Here is a 14,420-nt window from a genome sequence, read left to right as displayed (position 1 = left end):
AGGATGGCCATCTGGAGATCGGTCGTCGGCAAAATGTGGCTGACGATCATAGGATTGGTCGCGGTCGTCATTTCCACGCTCGGTATTTTTCTTCTGAAATACATCGACGAGCAAACGTTCGCGGACCCCGTGAAAATCAAGCATTTGTTTATTTATACCGGATTGATCGGGTTTCTCCTGACGACTTTCTTCGCGTTTTTCCTGCTGACGAAGATCACGCAGCCGCTGCGGGAAATGAAAGACGCTGCGAACCGGGTCACGCAAGGGGATTATTCGACGAGAGTCGCGATCCGCTCGTCCGACGAAATCGGCGAGCTCGCGAACACGTTCAACCAAATGGCATCAGAGCTTCATACGCTCATCCGCGACCTGCAGCACGAGCGGGATCACCTGAGCAGCGTTCTTCGAAGCATGACGGACTCGGTCATCTCGTTCAATTCCGAAGGCGAGGTCATCTTGACGAACCCGCAAGGCCAGTATTTGTTGGAGGAGTGGGGCTCCGTCGATTGGGCCGACGGCGACAAGCCGGAACGCGACGAAAGCGTACCGGGACCTCTGCGCGAGACGTTCCGGGAAGTCATCGATTGCGGCAAGGAGCTGACCGTCAAGGTGCACGTGCAAAGCGGCGTCTGGTCGGTCGTCATGACGCCTCTGGCGTCGACCGACTCGGTCAGGGGCGCCGTCGCCGTGCTTCGGGACGTGACGGAGGAGTTCCGCGTCGACAAGATGCGGAAGGACTTCGTCGCCAACGTCTCGCACGAAATCCGCACGCCGCTGTCGATGGTGCAAGGGTACAGCGAAGCGCTGATGGACGACATCGCCGCGACGCCGGAAGAGCGCAACGAGCTCGTGCAGGTCATCCACGACGAGTCGCTCAGAATGGGTCGCCTCGTGAAGGATCTGCTCGATCTGGCGCGCATGGAGGCCGGCTATCTGGACATGAACCTGCAGCCGCTAGACGTGAACGGCCTTCTCTCCCGCGTGTACCGCAAATTTTCGGCGATCGCGAAGGAGCGTCATATTACGTTTACCCGGACGCCGGAAAGTCCCGAGCTTCATCTCGACGCCGCGGACGGGGACAGGCTGGAGCAGGTTCTGACGAACTTGATGGACAACGCGCTTAGGCATACGCCTGCCGAAGCTTCGATCGCCCTGGCCGCGAGAAGGATCGAAGACGCGGCCGGCGGCGTACTCGAGCTTAAGGTCATCGACCAAGGGCAAGGCATTCCTCGCGAAGACTTGCCTTACATCTTCGAGCGCTTCTACAAGGCGGACAAAGCGCGCAAAAGGGAAACGTCCGGCGGTGGCACCGGGCTCGGCCTGGCGATCGTTAAAAACCTCATCGTCTCGCACGGCGGAGAAATATCCGCGACCAGCGCACCGGGCGAGGGGACGACGTTTACGATTTTGCTCCCCGTCTCCGCCAACCGCAAGTTAAACGGAAAGCAGGGAAGGTAAGTCATACTCAGGCACAAAAAACGCCTCGGAGGTCATTAATTGACCCGGAGGCTTTTTTTGGATAGCGGTGTCCCACACCGCTAAATGCTCCAAATGCGTGAATTCCACGAAATAGCGGTGCCCCGCACCGCTAAATGGTCCGAAAGCTCAAATTCCGCGAAATAACATCGCCCCACACCGTAAAATGACCTGACTGCTCGAATTCCTTAAAATAACATCGCCCCCCCTTAGGTGCCCAACATCGCAAAAACCCCACCTCCTCTTTCTCTTTGGAAGGTGGGGTTTTGCGGCTATCGATTAAGCCTCAATTAATACAATTGAACTTCTTTGGCGTTGTTGAGGTCCGGCAACGCGGTGATTTCTCCGAGTACTTGCTTCGTGACGCCTTTGTCGACGCCCAGCACCATGATGGCGGCTCCGCCGACGATTTTACGGCCGACCTGCATCGTCGCGATGTTGATGTCGCGCGTGCCGAGCAGCGTGCCCACGCGGCCGATGATGCCTGGTTTATCGTGGTGAGATATCAGCAAGATATGTCCTTGCGGCTCCACGTCGACGGGGAACTTGTCGACTTGCGTGATGCGAGGGCCGAAGCCGTTCAGCAACGTACCGGCGACGAGACGCTCTTCTTTGTCCGTGCGCAGCGTGACGCTCACTTGGTTCGTGAAGCCCTTGGACGCGTGCGATTTGACGATAACGACGTTGACGTCGCGGTTTTTGGCCAAGTGCATCGCGTTAACGACGTTGACTTGATCGGAACCGAGGTGGTAAGCGAGCACGCCTGCGACGACGTGACGCGTCAATTGCTGCGTGTCCACGTCGGCGAGCTCGCCCGCGTAAGCGACCGAGATTTCCTTGACCGGACCTTCGGCGATTTGGGCGGCGAAGCTGCCGAGCTTGCTGCCGAGCGAGAAGTAAGGCTCGAGCTTGGCAAGGACGTCGGCGGCGACCGGAGGCATGTTCACCGCGTTCTTGAACGGCTCGCCGCGCAGGATGTGCAGCAACTGCTCCGATACGTCGATCGCGACGTTCTCTTGGGCTTCGATCGTCGAAGCGCCCAAGTGAGGCGTCACGATGATCTTCGGATGGGAGAGGAAAGGATGGTCGGCCGCGGGCGGCTCTTCCTCGAATACGTCGAACGCCGCTCCCGCGACTTGTCCGGCGTTGATCGCTTCGACGAGAGCTTGCTCGTCGATGATGCCGCCGCGCGCGCAGTTGACGATGCGTACGCCTTTTTTGATTTTAGCGAATTGTTCTTTACCGATCATATGGCGAGTTTCGGGCGTGAGCGGGGTGTGGACGGTAATGAAGTCCGCTTCGGCGATGATGTCTTCGACGGACGCTTTGCGCACGCCCATTTTCTCCGCGCGCTCTTCGGTCAGGAACGGATCGTAGCCGAGCACTTCCATGCCGAACGCTTTGGCGCGCGCGCCGACTTCGCTGCCGATGCGGCCCATGCCGAGTACGCCGAGAACTTTGTTGCGGAGTTCGACGCCGACGAACGACTTGCGGTCCCATTCGCCGCCGACCGTTTTCAGGTAGGCTTGCGGAATGTGGCGGGCAACGGCCATCATCATCGCGAAAGTATGCTCGCAGGTGGTGATCGTATTGCCGTCCGGAGCGTTAATGACGATAATGCCGCGTTTCGTCGCGGCATCGAGATCGATGTTATCGACGCCGACGCCGGCGCGGCCAATAACTTTCAGTTGTTTGCCGGCGTTCATGATCCGCTCGGTCACGCGAGTTTGGCTGCGCACGAGAAGCGCGTCGTATTCGCCGATGATGGCGACCAGCTCATCCTCGCTCAAGCCCGTTTTCTTGTCAATGGAGATGTCGGAAGCCTCGACGAGGAGCGAGATGCCCAAGTCGCTTATCGGATCCGATACCAATACTTTAAACATATGGAACCCTCCTTCGATATATAGAAAACACCCTCGACCGCCGCCCGCCGCGTAAAGCGGAAAGACGGTGCATAGAGGGTGACTCCGCAAGGTCACTTCTTGTCGTACTCGTGTCGTTCACGCCCGTTCGCAATGCCTTTCCTATTTTATAGCAACGGCACGGCCAATTGCAATGGCAAAAGTGCGACATTGTTGCCGATATCAAGAAAACGGGCGACGGAATGCCGGATTACTTGTCCGAGAAGAAGAACGGAAGCTGAGGCAATTGCTCTTGCTCGTAGAACCGTGCTTTCATCGCGACGAAGTCTCCGTTTCGAACCGCCTCCGTGCTCGTCAGAAGCTCCGCGATCGCGTTGAAGCTTTTGGCGTTGCGTTTACTCGCTTGACCGGAGACGATGAATTGGTCGACGCGGGCGGTCAAGTCGCTCGGCAAGTATTCGGTCAACTCCGGCTGCTTGGCCATGTAGTCGGAAGCGACTTTTAACTTAACGACGAGAGGATACGTTTTCCACTTGGAGATCGCGATCGCTTCCTCGGCCGCGATATCGTCCGGGATGTTCGTATCGATCGTGGCGGCCCACTTGAGCATCGAACCGAAGTATTGCTGCTGCGCGGTAAGAGAGTGCGAGAGCGCTTGTTTGTAGAACGCGTCCGCCTCGACTTTATCGAGCGCCATCTGGGCGTTTCCTTGGTTCGCCTTGTCCGCGAGGGAGCCGAAGCTGTCGTGAAATAGTTTCAAGCTCTTCATGTAGCTCGTCTGCGCTTCCTTTAACTGAGGCGAGACCGGCGAGACGGCGACTTTGCCGATTTGGTCGTATTTCTTCTGGGACAGCTTGGCGAGATCCTTAAGCGTCGCCGCGCGGTCGAGCGTCGGATCGGCAAGCCATTTGTCCTGATCGGCGAGCCATTCGTTTTGAAATTCACGATACGATAAAAATACGGTATGATAGAAGGAAACGAGATCTTGCTGCTGGTAAGCGAAAGGTTGGGCTTCCTGCGCGGCGGCGGGTTCTTCCGCGGCCTCGGCGTATTTGGCCTCGACGCGATCCGTTCCCACTTTGACGCCGTAGAAAAACGCGCCTACCGCGATTACGAGCATGAGGATGAAAGATAAGGAAAACATGAGATCGGATCGGTTCAGACGCTTCTCCATCGGGTGCTCCTTTGAACGGCTAGTTATAGTTGAACGGGTTGAACGGTAAGTACTAGTATAAAAAAATACGTAACAAATGAACATACAAAAAATGCAAATCGCGAGGTTACATGAGAAAATTCGACATACGAAACATCAAAATCCGTAAAGTGAACGCTGAAGATCTCGACGATCGAATGCTGCTCGCGAATTTGTATTTAACGCAAGGACTTACTCTTATTATCGGTATCGCGTGGCTATTATTTCAGGGGAGAAATCCAATTGTTCTATTCGAGCTTCCGGGCGGCTGGAATTTCGCGCTCTGGGGCGCGGGACTGGCGATTCTCGTACTCGTATTCGATCTCGCGATATCCCGTTTCGTCCCGGAGGAAGCGGCGGACGACGGCGGCATCAACGAGAAACTTTTCAAAAACCGTCCCATATGGCATATTGCGGTCATTTCGTTGATCGTGGCCATCTGCGAGGAAGCGCTGTTCAGGGGAGCGATTCAGCACGCGTTCGGAGCGTATTGGACGAGCATCTTGTTCGCCGCCATTCACGTCCGCTACTTACGGCACTGGGTACCGACGGGTTTGGTGTTCGGGATCAGCTACGGGCTCGGATGGATCATGATCGAGTCAAGTACGATATGGGCGCCGATCTTGGCTCATTTCCTGGTGGACTTGACGATGGGGTGCATAATCCGATTTCGAAGGGAGCAGGAATGAACGAGGACAGCAAAAAAAACGGAGCTAACGCTTGGGAACGTTACGTCCAAGCGAAGAACGCGGCGTTCGGCCCGGATGCCGATCCCGAAGCGGCGCTCACGATCGAAGAACTCGAAGCCGCGATCGCCGAGGCGGCGGCGAGTTCAGGCATTCCGGAAACCGGCATGCCTCCGCGATCGGGCATCCATACGCCGAGCCGGCTTCAATTATCGAAATGGTTTTATTTATCGCTCGTCGTGCTGTTCGCGGCGCTCGTCGTCGGCTTGTTATGGTGGGGACGTCGCGAATACGGCGACCAATAAAGGAACAGTGAAAGGCCGACTCTTGGGGCAAGAGTCGGCCTTTCTGCATGTCGTTAAGGCAATAAAGCCGTATCGATGGCGTTCGGATCGACGAACGAATAGCCCTTCGCTTCCAATTGATCGAGCAGGCTATCGAGCGCTTTGCCCGTCCAAGCCAATTCGTGCATGAGAATGTTGCTGCCCGGATGCAGTTGTTCCAATACGTTATCGATGACCGCTTGCGGCCGTTTTTCTTCCGGCGTCTTGGCCATGGCCCAGTCGAGCGATCCGTTGGACCAGGTCATGTAAAGCAATCCGTTTTCCTTGGCGACCTTGCGCACTTCGTCGCCGCCCGAACCGAACGGCGGACGGAAGAACACGGGCGATTGGCCGGTCGTTTCCTTGACGATCGCCTGCACGTCCCCGATCTGCTTCTCGACATTGGCGGCTTTTTCCTTCTTCAAATCGATGTGATCCCAGGAATGGTTGCCGATGATCTGCCCGCGGTCCGCGATTTGCTTCAACAATTCGGGATGAGCCTTGACGCGGTAACCGTTCACGAAGAAGATCGCCTTGGCGCCGTGCTTGTCGAGCGTATCGAGCAACGGATCGAGCGTTTCCGGCGCTTTCGGTCCATCGTCGAACGTAAGAAGGACGACTTTGTTTTCGGTTCTTTCTTTGTCGATCGGCACGATGAAGTAGTTTTTGTTCATCTTGTACGTCTTTTCCGTCGCAGCCGGCGTAGCCGGTTCGGACGGTTCGGCCGATGCGGACGGCTTGGCGGAAGGCGTCGGTTCCGCGGATGGCGAGCCGGCCTTCCCAGGCGGGGAAGCGGAAGCTTCCTGCGTGACGGCGGGCGCCGTTGCGGAAGGCGAACTTTCGCCGTTCTGCGCAGCGTTGCCGCATGCCGTAAGCAGGAGCATAAGCGCCGCCGCGTTCGCGGCGATCCAATGTCTGTTCATCGCAAGCTTCCCTTCGTGATCTGTCGAATGATTCGCTCGGATCGAACGGTTCCCGACCGATCGAGCGTTTCGATTGTATCACATTTCCTCCGTCATTCGACATCGAGCGGACTTCCTTATTTTGATGGCGCATGTCCTGCGCCTGCGCGGCAACAATAAAGGTACTAAGGAGGTGGCAAATGAAACTCGGGACTTTCGTAATAGGCGGTTTAGCGGGAGCGGCGGTCGTCATGATGGTCAGGCGCAACCGGATCATGTCCGCGGTGGCGTCGAACGTCGGCGGACAGTTGAGGCAGCGGATGAGCGATATGAAGGACGATGCCATCGAGAAGGCGCTGAACATGAAATTCGCCAGCAGCTTCAGGCGGGCGACGTCCAAGGCGGAGCATATGGCCGAAGGCGCGATGCATACGATGCAAGAACACGACATGGACCATCGGATATAGTTCATTTTAAGGAATGATCGAGGCGGTGCCGGCTCCCCCGGACAAGGGGAAGCAGGTGCCGTTTTTTTCATGTCCAAGCTATTCACTAGTGCATTTCGCATGGAGAAATGATAACATAATCTAAAGCAAAGATTCATTCACGCATTATATGCATATTCATAAGCTGTTATCACCCACAGAAGGAGGATCCTGCCATGAGGATGGAGCGGCTTAGTCAGGACAAAATTCGGATTTTCCTCACTTTCGACGATTTGACGGAACGCGGGATCCAGAAGGAAGACATGTGGCGGGAAATACCGAAAGTGCACGAGCTGTTTAGCGAAATGATGGATCAAGCCTATAACGAGCTCGGATTCGATGCTTCGGGTCCTCTCGCCGTCGAAGTTTTCGCGATGCCCGCGCAAGGCATGGTCGTCATCGTGACCCGCGGTAAGCTGGAACGGGATTCGGACGCCCATACGGAAGACGAAGAAGAAGTATACGAATTAGAAGTGACGCTCGAGCAGAGCGAAGCCATCATATATCGCTTCAGGGACATCGAGGATGCGATCGGAGCGGCGAAGACGCTAGTCGGCCGCATGACGGAAGAAGGTAGGATGTACCGCTACCAGAATCAGTGGGTATTGTGCTTCGACCCGGCCGGTATGGAGACGTCCGAATATCACGCGCTTATCGCCGTGCTCGCGGAGTACGGGGAAGCGACATCGATTACGCCCGCCGTGCTCGAGGAATACGGCAAGCTGATCATCGCGTCGAACGCGGTGAAGACGCTAACCGAGCATTTCGCGGACTGACTTCATTTTTTTCGGTCGATGCAAGCCCCTTTCGAGGGGCTTTATTTTTTGGCGCGAGCGTAGGCAAAACCTACGTGAGAACCGGAAATTCCGTGCAGCATTCAAGATTCGACGTCGAATAGGCTCCCGGTCATACTTCGTGATCAAAATCGGATTTTTTAATCAACCGCCAAAAGTTCCTTTCTACCGCGAGTCCGATTACTGTTATAATAAGAAGACGGGAAGGGAGGGAACTTCATGCCGCTCGTATCGGTTCTCGCCGCAGCGATCGTCCCAGGCATCGCGCTGCTTGCTTATTTTTACTGGAAAGACCGCTATGATACCGAACCGGTTCCGATCGTGCTCCGGATGTTCCTGACCGGCATGCTCGTCGTGCTTCCGATCATGATCGTCCAGCGAAGCTTGACGTTGTGGCTCGGAGATTCGCCGTTCACGTTCGCCTTCGTCATCTCGGCGGGCGTCGAGGAATTTTTCAAATGGTTCGTTCTTTATCATATCATCTATAACCATACGGAATTCGACGAGCCTTACGACGGAATCGTATACGCCGTGGCCGTGTCGCTCGGCTTCGCGACGCTGGAGAACGTACTTTACGCGTTCATGCAGCCTGCTACGTTCGGCAACCTGATGATGCGCGCGTTTCTGCCTGTATCCGGACATGCCTTGTTCGGCGTATTTATGGGATACTCGATGGGACGGGCGAAATTCTCCGTCGGGAAGAACGTCAAGCTGCACTTGTGGCTCGCGCTGCTGCTTCCAGTACTCTGGCACGGACTCTACGACTTCATCATGCTCACCGTGTCGTCCGCCTGGATCTGGCTGGTCGTTCCTTTTATGTTCGTCCTATGGTTCTGGGGCATGCGGAAGGTGAACAGCGCCAACGCCGTCTCCCCGTTCAGGTTCCTCAAGCGGGAGGAAGAGATTAAATCTTGACCGATCCGTCCATACTGGGTGTGGGAATATCCGGTAGAGGAGGGATGGGCGGTGTCCAACCGACTGAAAATCACGATCAGGTGCAACCGCTGCAACGAGAAATTCGTTCTGAGGGGACGCAAGGAGCGCGGACGCGTGGATACGGGCTTCAAGCAATGCATATGCAACAACGCCGAAGATTTCGACATCGAAGAAGAAGCGCTCGTCTAATCGGACGGGCGCTTTTTGCATGCCGAAGATTCCCTCGGATTCCCGCATAAAGACGGAGCCTTTTTCCCACAATAACGGCAAAACCGTATGGGATTGAAAGGGGTCGGCCGCTCATGTACGCACGTTTAAGTTCCATAATGTTCCCGATTGCCGCTCTGTTGTTCGCGGGAGCGCTGTTCTGGGGGTATCAGGAGCATCAGGAAAAAAACTCGATTCTCATCAAGGCGGAGAACCAATACCAGCGCGCGTTCCACGATTTGAGCAACCATATGGGAAGGCTGAAGGAGCAACTCGGACAGACGTTGGCCGTTTCTTCCGCATCCCAGGGGATGCAGCGCAAAGGGCTCGTCAATATTTGGCGCCTGACGAGCGAGGCCCAGAATGAAATCAATCAACTTCCGCTGGCGATGCTGCCGTTCAACAAGGCGGAGGAGTTCCTGACGCGCATCTCGAGCTTCGCCTACCGGACATCCGTGAGGGATTTGACGAAGCAGCCGCTCACGAAGGACGAGATGAAAATGATGAAGTCGCTATACGCGACCGCGAATTCCGTCAACGAGCAGCTCGGAAAAGTGCAGGAGGCGGTCATCTCCGACAGGCTCCGTTGGATGGACGTCGAAGTCGCGATGGCAAGCGAAAAAGGGCCAAACGACAACATGATCATCGACGGCTTCAAGACGGTGGACAAGCAATTGGGAGAATACCCCGAAACCGGGTGGGGACCATCCGCGATGTCGACCGACCGCAAGCTGTCCACGGCGGGCTTGGAGGGCAAAGACATGACTCAGGACGAAGTCAAACGCAAGGCGCTCGATTTCCTCGGTTCCCAAGCGTCGTCCGGCGCGAATGTAAAAATTTCGGATTCCGGCAGTAAAACCGACATGCCCGTCTATTCGCTCAGCGTGAAGGGACGCGGCGACGCGAATATTCAAATGGATTACACGCGCAAGGGCGGGCACCTGCTTTGGTTCATGAATCCAAGGCAAGTGAAATCGCGGAGGCTGAATTTCGATACGGCCCGCAACAAAGGCTCTCAGTTCCTGCTCAGGCACGGCTACAAGGACGTGACGCCGGTCACGTACGACGAATACGATCACGTATCCGTGTTTACTTACGCGCAGACGGTCCGCGGCGTACGCAACTTCTCGGACAAAGTAACGGTCAGAGTCGCGCTCGATACCGGCGAAATCGTCGGCTTGCAGGCTTCGGACCACGTATTCGCCAAAAAAATCCTCGATCCCGGAAAGCCGAAAGTGACGAAGCAGCAAGCTCAGTCCGGGTTGAATCCCGATTTCAAAGTAGAGAACTATTCGCTCTCCCTGATCGAGAACGACATGAAGGAGCCCGTCCTTTGCCATGAATTCGACGGCAAAATCGACAATCGCCGGTACCGCATCTTCATGAGCGCGGAAACGGGAATGGAAGAGAGCATCGAGGAAATTCCCGATGCCGCCAAAGCGATATACAAATAACGAGCAACGCGCTTCGATCGGCCGGCGACGGCCGGGCGGAGCGCGTTTTGCTAGCCTATCAGGTATAAATAAGCATCCGAGCCGCCTCAACTCGCCTGATACCTCCGCAAAGCTTCTTCGGCGTCCGGAGGGGCGCCGAAGACGTTTTTGCTTGGTTACCTAACGACCTTCGCCATGCTATAATGGTGCTAAGTTCCGGCCTTGTCCGGGCGAGACAGGTGGAGGGTTGCGGGTGCTTCCGAAAATCAATCAAACGATGTACATACAGGCTGCGGCGAACGGGGAGCCGATTACGCTGCGCTCCCGGGTCGCGGATATGGATAACGGGAACATCTTTATCGAAGTGCCGCTGAACGAGAAAACGCGCGGCCTATATCGAGCGCAGCAAGGCGAGCCATTTCAACTTTATTTCTTCACGCAGGACGGCGTGAAGCATTTGTTCGCGAGCGAGGTTACCGGATTCCGAAGGGAAAAGGTGCAGCTCGTGTCGATCCGCAAGCCGGAGCTCGACGAGATCACGAAAGACCAGCGAAGAAGCTTTCTTCGCGTGGAAGCGAACTTGGAAATCGCCATCAGTATCGGGGACAAGCTCCGTTTCGTCGCCGTGACGGAAGACGTGGGCGGAGGCGGCGTTTCGTTCCAATGCGAACGCAAATGGCCGATCGTTCAGAATGCCGTGCTCGGTTGTTGGCTATTATTGAATTATAAAGGCGGCGCGATCGCTCATGCGAAGTTCGAAGGCGAAGTGGTTCGCGTGCTGCCCGCGGAACCGGACAGGCATCTGGTCATGATGAGGTTCAAGGATATCGCCGACGCCGACCAGCAGAAGATCATCCGTTACTGCTTCGAGCGTCAATTAGACAAGCGCAAAGATTGAGCCGGCGTCGATTCCATCGCTTGCGCTCGCGCGCAAACGGAAGGCGGCCAAAGTCATATGGCGCATGAAGAAGACGCTTCTTCTATCGGAGCGGCATCTTTCGAACGGAAGCACAGCGAATATCATACCGACGAATCGGCCGGCGACGCGGAACACGCCGGCTATTCCTCCGCATTCCGGAAGTGGTCCGGCAGAGCGGAAAGAAGAATAGCGCGCGCGATCCTCGTGCTCGCCGCTCTTCTCGTCGTCTCGCAATTGCTACTGCAATTTCCTTCGGTCCGCAGATTGGTGACTTCGGCCGACCGCGCCGAGGGCATTCCGTTTCGGCAGTCTACGAGGTGACCGGATTTCGTCGTCTTCGTCGCGGTTTTTGCATCGCCGCGGGCGGTGTGGTATAATTTTCTCTATGACAGCAGGCTTAGCCTGCCTTATTTTTTCTGATTCCAACTTGGTGTTGTCATCTATTAGGAGGCCAGTCGTTCCGTCATGAATGTAAAGATGACCCCTCGAATAAACATCGCCATCGACGGTCCGGCGGGTGCCGGCAAGAGCACGGTCGCGCGGTTGGCCGCGAAGGCGCTTCACTATATTTACGTAGACACGGGCGCCATGTACAGAGCGGTAACGCTGAAGGCGCTCGAAGCGGGCATTGCCAGCGACGACGAGGTCGACGTAGGCCTGCTCGCGAAGAAACTGGACATCGAGCTCCTTCCCGGCGAAGACGGCCAGCGCGTTCGGGTGAACGGCGAAGACGTCACGTCGCGACTGCGATCGCTCGAAATCAACCGCAACGTCTCTTACGTGGCCCGATCGGAAGGCGTTCGCTCCAGGATGGCCGAGCTTCAGCGCCTTATGGCGCAGGACAAAGGCGTCGTCATGGACGGCAGGGATATCGGTACGCACGTGTTGCCCGGCGCCGAGTTGAAGGTGTTCTTGACGGCCTCGCCCAGGGAACGCGCGCAGCGCAGGTTTCTCGAGCTCGATCCGGCTTCCGGCATTTCGCTGGATCAACTGGAACGCGAGATCGAGGAGCGCGACAGGCTGGACCGGGAGCGGGAGATCGCTCCGCTCGTCCAAGCGGCCGACGCGATACTGCTCGATTCGACGGGCTTGTCGATCGAACAAGTCGCCGAAGAAATCGTTCGGTGGGCAGGCGCGGCGGCGAGCACCATTTCGGCGGAGGAGAAGTAAATTATGTTATACCTATTTATGAGGTTCATTCTCCGCACCATTTATGTCCTGTTCTACCGGCTGGAAGCGAGAGGGATCAGCAACATTCCCCGCGAAGGTCCCGTCGTGCTGTGCAGCAATCATAAAAGTTTGCAGGATCCCATCACTTTGGGGGTGTTAGTGCCTCGCAAAGTTCATTATATGGCCAAGGAAGAGCTGTTCAAGATTCCTCTCTTCGGCAGGCTGATCCGAGCCGTCGGCGCTTTCCCCGTCAAACGCGGGGGAGTCAGCAAAGAAGCGATCCGGACGGCGATCACTTTGCTTCAAAGCGGCAAGGTGATGGGGATTTTTCCGGAAGGTACCCGGAACGAGTCGGTAGGGATGGGCAAGAGGGGCGCGGTCGCGATGGCGATGCGCGCGGAAGCCATCGTCGTACCGGTAGCGCTCGTGGGCGAGTACAAACCGTTCCGTAAAATGCTCGCGGTATACGGGGCGCCGATCGACTTGAAGCCATACAAGGAACAAGGGACGACGGAGAGCATGGAAGAAGCGACGGAGCTTATTATGTCGAGCATACGCGAAATGGTCAAAACAGGTCGTCCGGCCTCTTGACCAATGCATGTTTTTAATGAGAAGATCTCATACTAAAGGCATTATTTGGATGATTTCGATTTAAGCGCCGCTAAGACGCGGGTTTAAATAAAGTTGGGGTAGAACTGAGGAGGTAATTTTCATGTCTGAAGAAATCAACGTCCAGGAAACGGCTGCCGTAGAACCGGTAACGGAAACGGTAACGGAAACGGTGAGCCAGGACGCACTGGAAAATCTCGTGACCTTGAAAAAAGGCGATACCGTGAAAGGAACGGTAGTCAAAATCGAGGATAACCAAGCGTACGTCAGCCTTGGATATAAATACGACGGCGTCATTCCGTTGCGCGAGCTCTCGTCCGTGAACTTGGATAACGCGGGGGACGCAGTGAAAATCGGCCAGGAAGTCGAAGCGAAAATCGTCAGCATCAATGACGCCAAAGAATCGCTCGTCCTTTCCAAACGCCAAATCGACAGCCCGCGCGCATGGGACGAACTTCAAGCGAAGTTCGATGCCGGCGAAGCGTTCGAGGTCACGATCACAGATGTCGTCAAAGGCGGTCTCGTCGCCGACGTCGGCGTTCGCGGATTCATTCCGGCTTCGATGGTCGAGCGTCATTTCGTGGAAGACTTCGCCGGCTACAAAGGCCGTTCGCTGAAAGTCAAAGTGAAAGAAATCGACCGCGAGAACAACAAAGTCATCCTTTCCGCGAAAGACGTACTGGACGCGGAATACGAAGCGCAAAAACAACAAATCATGGGCACGCTGCAACCGGGCCAAGTGCTCGAAGGCAAAGTCCAACGCTTGACGCCGTTCGGCGCGTTCGTGGACATCGGCGGCATCGACGGCCTCGTGCACGTATCCGAGATCGCATGGTCCCATGTCGCGCATCCTGCCGACGTCGTAACCGAAGGCCAAGCGGTTAAAGTCAAAGTGCTGAAGGTCGATCCTTCGCTAGGCAAAATCTCTCTCAGCATCAAAGCGGCCCAACCGGGTCCTTGGGAGAGCGCGTCCGGCAAATTCAACATCGGCGATATCGTGACCGGCGTCGTCAAACGTCTCGTAAGCTTCGGCGCGTTCGTCGAAATCGCTCCGGGCGTCGAAGGCCTCGTGCACATTTCCCAAATCGCTCACCGTCACGTTGCGACTCCGTTCGAAGTGCTGAAGGAAGGTCAAGAAGTTCAAGCGAAAGTATTGGACTTCAACCCTGCCGAGAAACGCGTTTCGTTGTCCATCAAGGAAACGGAAGAAGCGCCTGCGCGTCCGGAACGCGAGCACCGCGAACCGCGCGCGCCGCGCGAGCGTCGCGAGGAGTCGAACCTGCCTCCGGTCGAGAACATGAGCTTTAACCTCGGCGAGCGCTTCGGCGACAAATTGAGCAAATTCAAATAAGCCGATCAGGCCTATGAACGAACGAATCGACCTTCCACGCGGAAGGTCGATTTTTTGTCGTTCTTGACCGCTCTT

The 14,420-nt window shown here is 56.0% G+C and carries 16 protein-coding genes; 13 read left to right on the top strand and 3 right to left on the bottom strand.

Going from position 1 to position 14,420, the window contains the following annotated elements:
- The first annotated feature begins 3 nt into the window (after positions 1-3).
- The gene (locus ACFPPD_RS03705) at positions 4-1,458 is read left to right on the top strand and encodes an ATP-binding protein (RefSeq protein ID WP_209743244.1); all 1,455 of its coding nucleotides are present in this window, start codon (positions 4-6) and stop codon (positions 1,456-1,458) included.
- A 308-nt stretch (positions 1,459-1,766) separates the two neighbouring features.
- Here the strand turns inward: ACFPPD_RS03705 and serA are convergent, their stop codons facing one another.
- Together serA and ACFPPD_RS03695 are read right to left on the bottom strand one after the other, a co-directional pair.
- Positions 1,767-3,359, bottom strand: coding sequence for a phosphoglycerate dehydrogenase (gene serA / locus ACFPPD_RS03700; protein WP_209743242.1), 1,593 nt, complete (start codon positions 3,357-3,359; stop codon positions 1,767-1,769).
- A gap of 229 nt (positions 3,360-3,588) precedes the next feature.
- Positions 3,589-4,512, bottom strand: a complete 924-nt coding sequence (locus tag ACFPPD_RS03695) for a hypothetical protein (protein ID WP_209743240.1) — start codon at positions 4,510-4,512, stop codon at positions 3,589-3,591.
- A 110-nt stretch (positions 4,513-4,622) separates the two neighbouring features.
- Here ACFPPD_RS03695 and ACFPPD_RS03690 point away from each other — a divergent pair, with 110 nt between their 5' ends.
- Together ACFPPD_RS03690 and ACFPPD_RS03685 are read left to right on the top strand one after the other, a co-directional pair.
- Positions 4,623-5,219, top strand: a complete 597-nt coding sequence (locus ACFPPD_RS03690) for a CPBP family glutamic-type intramembrane protease (RefSeq protein ID WP_209743238.1) — start codon at positions 4,623-4,625, stop codon at positions 5,217-5,219.
- Complete coding sequence (locus ACFPPD_RS03685; protein WP_209743236.1) at positions 5,216-5,521, top strand: hypothetical protein; 306 nt, start codon at positions 5,216-5,218, stop codon at positions 5,519-5,521. The genes ACFPPD_RS03690 and ACFPPD_RS03685 overlap by 4 nt, the downstream gene beginning before the upstream one ends.
- 53 nt (positions 5,522-5,574) lie before the next feature.
- Here the strand turns inward: ACFPPD_RS03685 and ACFPPD_RS03680 are convergent, their stop codons facing one another.
- A complete protein-coding gene (locus ACFPPD_RS03680) occupies positions 5,575-6,462 on the bottom strand; it encodes a polysaccharide deacetylase family protein (RefSeq protein ID WP_209743234.1) in 888 nt (295 codons plus the stop codon).
- A 179-nt stretch (positions 6,463-6,641) separates the two neighbouring features.
- Between ACFPPD_RS03680 and ACFPPD_RS03675 the strand changes: the two genes are divergently transcribed.
- The 10 genes from ACFPPD_RS03675 (at position 6,642) to rpsA (ending at position 14,345) form a co-directional block, all read left to right on the top strand.
- Complete coding sequence (locus tag ACFPPD_RS03675; protein ID WP_209743232.1) at positions 6,642-6,908, top strand: YtxH domain-containing protein; 267 nt, start codon at positions 6,642-6,644, stop codon at positions 6,906-6,908.
- 194 nt (positions 6,909-7,102) lie between these two features.
- Positions 7,103-7,702, top strand: coding sequence for a genetic competence negative regulator (locus ACFPPD_RS03670; RefSeq protein ID WP_209743230.1), 600 nt, complete (start codon positions 7,103-7,105; stop codon positions 7,700-7,702).
- A gap of 237 nt (positions 7,703-7,939) precedes the next feature.
- Positions 7,940-8,635 (top strand): glutamic-type intramembrane protease PrsW, encoded by a 696-nt coding sequence (gene prsW, locus ACFPPD_RS03665; RefSeq protein ID WP_209743228.1) that lies wholly within the window; start codon positions 7,940-7,942, stop codon positions 8,633-8,635.
- A gap of 51 nt (positions 8,636-8,686) precedes the next feature.
- Entirely contained in the window at positions 8,687-8,845 is a 159-nt protein-coding gene (locus tag ACFPPD_RS03660; RefSeq protein WP_209743226.1) for a hypothetical protein, read from the top strand.
- Positions 8,846-8,958: 113 nt separating this feature from the next.
- Positions 8,959-10,317: a germination protein YpeB gene (gene ypeB / locus ACFPPD_RS03655; RefSeq protein ID WP_209743224.1), complete on the top strand. Its 1,359-nt coding sequence runs from the start codon at positions 8,959-8,961 to the stop codon at positions 10,315-10,317.
- A 232-nt stretch (positions 10,318-10,549) separates the two neighbouring features.
- Entirely contained in the window at positions 10,550-11,194 is a 645-nt protein-coding gene (locus ACFPPD_RS03650) for a flagellar brake protein (RefSeq protein ID WP_209743222.1), read from the top strand.
- Between the two features lie 57 nt (positions 11,195-11,251).
- Entirely contained in the window at positions 11,252-11,536 is a 285-nt protein-coding gene (locus tag ACFPPD_RS03645; RefSeq protein ID WP_209743220.1) for a hypothetical protein, read from the top strand.
- Positions 11,537-11,680: 144 nt separating this feature from the next.
- Positions 11,681-12,385, top strand: a complete 705-nt coding sequence (gene cmk / locus ACFPPD_RS03640; protein ID WP_209743217.1) for a (d)CMP kinase — start codon at positions 11,681-11,683, stop codon at positions 12,383-12,385.
- Between the two features lie 3 nt (positions 12,386-12,388).
- The gene (locus ACFPPD_RS03635; protein WP_209743216.1) at positions 12,389-12,976 is read left to right on the top strand and encodes a lysophospholipid acyltransferase family protein; all 588 of its coding nucleotides are present in this window, start codon (positions 12,389-12,391) and stop codon (positions 12,974-12,976) included.
- Between the two features lie 121 nt (positions 12,977-13,097).
- Positions 13,098-14,345 carry a 30S ribosomal protein S1 gene (rpsA, locus tag ACFPPD_RS03630; RefSeq protein ID WP_209743213.1) on the top strand — a complete coding sequence of 416 codons (1,248 nt, stop codon included), beginning with the start codon at positions 13,098-13,100 and terminating at the stop codon, positions 14,343-14,345.
- Positions 14,346-14,420: the final 75 nt, after the last annotated feature.

It is taken from the genome of Cohnella suwonensis, assembly GCF_042655365.1.
Classification (GTDB): domain Bacteria; phylum Bacillota; class Bacilli; order Paenibacillales; family Paenibacillaceae; genus Cohnella; species Cohnella suwonensis.
The sequence above is the reverse complement of the archived record's forward strand: the minus strand, read 5'-3'. Positions and strand labels throughout refer to the sequence as shown.

What these genes read in the sequence shown, in the direction of transcription:
- ACFPPD_RS03705 (WP_209743244.1), top strand. Translation starts at nt 4, where the DNA reads ATGGCCATCTGGAGATCGGTCGTCGGCAAAATGTGGCTGACGATCATA.
- serA (WP_209743242.1), bottom strand. Translation starts at nt 3,359, where the DNA reads ATGTTTAAAGTATTGGTATCGGATCCGATAAGCGACTTGGGCATCTCG.
- ACFPPD_RS03695 (WP_209743240.1), bottom strand. Translation starts at nt 4,512, where the DNA reads ATGGAGAAGCGTCTGAACCGATCCGATCTCATGTTTTCCTTATCTTTC.
- ACFPPD_RS03690 (WP_209743238.1), top strand. Translation starts at nt 4,623, where the DNA reads ATGAGAAAATTCGACATACGAAACATCAAAATCCGTAAAGTGAACGCT.
- ACFPPD_RS03685 (WP_209743236.1), top strand. Translation starts at nt 5,216, where the DNA reads ATGAACGAGGACAGCAAAAAAAACGGAGCTAACGCTTGGGAACGTTAC.
- ACFPPD_RS03680 (WP_209743234.1), bottom strand. Translation starts at nt 6,462, where the DNA reads ATGAACAGACATTGGATCGCCGCGAACGCGGCGGCGCTTATGCTCCTG.
- ACFPPD_RS03675 (WP_209743232.1), top strand. Translation starts at nt 6,642, where the DNA reads ATGAAACTCGGGACTTTCGTAATAGGCGGTTTAGCGGGAGCGGCGGTC.
- ACFPPD_RS03670 (WP_209743230.1), top strand. Translation starts at nt 7,103, where the DNA reads ATGAGGATGGAGCGGCTTAGTCAGGACAAAATTCGGATTTTCCTCACT.
- prsW (WP_209743228.1), top strand. Translation starts at nt 7,940, where the DNA reads ATGCCGCTCGTATCGGTTCTCGCCGCAGCGATCGTCCCAGGCATCGCG.
- ypeB (WP_209743224.1), top strand. Translation starts at nt 8,959, where the DNA reads ATGTACGCACGTTTAAGTTCCATAATGTTCCCGATTGCCGCTCTGTTG.
- ACFPPD_RS03645 (WP_209743220.1), top strand. Translation starts at nt 11,252, where the DNA reads ATGGCGCATGAAGAAGACGCTTCTTCTATCGGAGCGGCATCTTTCGAA.
- cmk (WP_209743217.1), top strand. Translation starts at nt 11,681, where the DNA reads ATGAATGTAAAGATGACCCCTCGAATAAACATCGCCATCGACGGTCCG.
- ACFPPD_RS03635 (WP_209743216.1), top strand. Translation starts at nt 12,389, where the DNA reads ATGTTATACCTATTTATGAGGTTCATTCTCCGCACCATTTATGTCCTG.
- rpsA (WP_209743213.1), top strand. Translation starts at nt 13,098, where the DNA reads ATGTCTGAAGAAATCAACGTCCAGGAAACGGCTGCCGTAGAACCGGTA.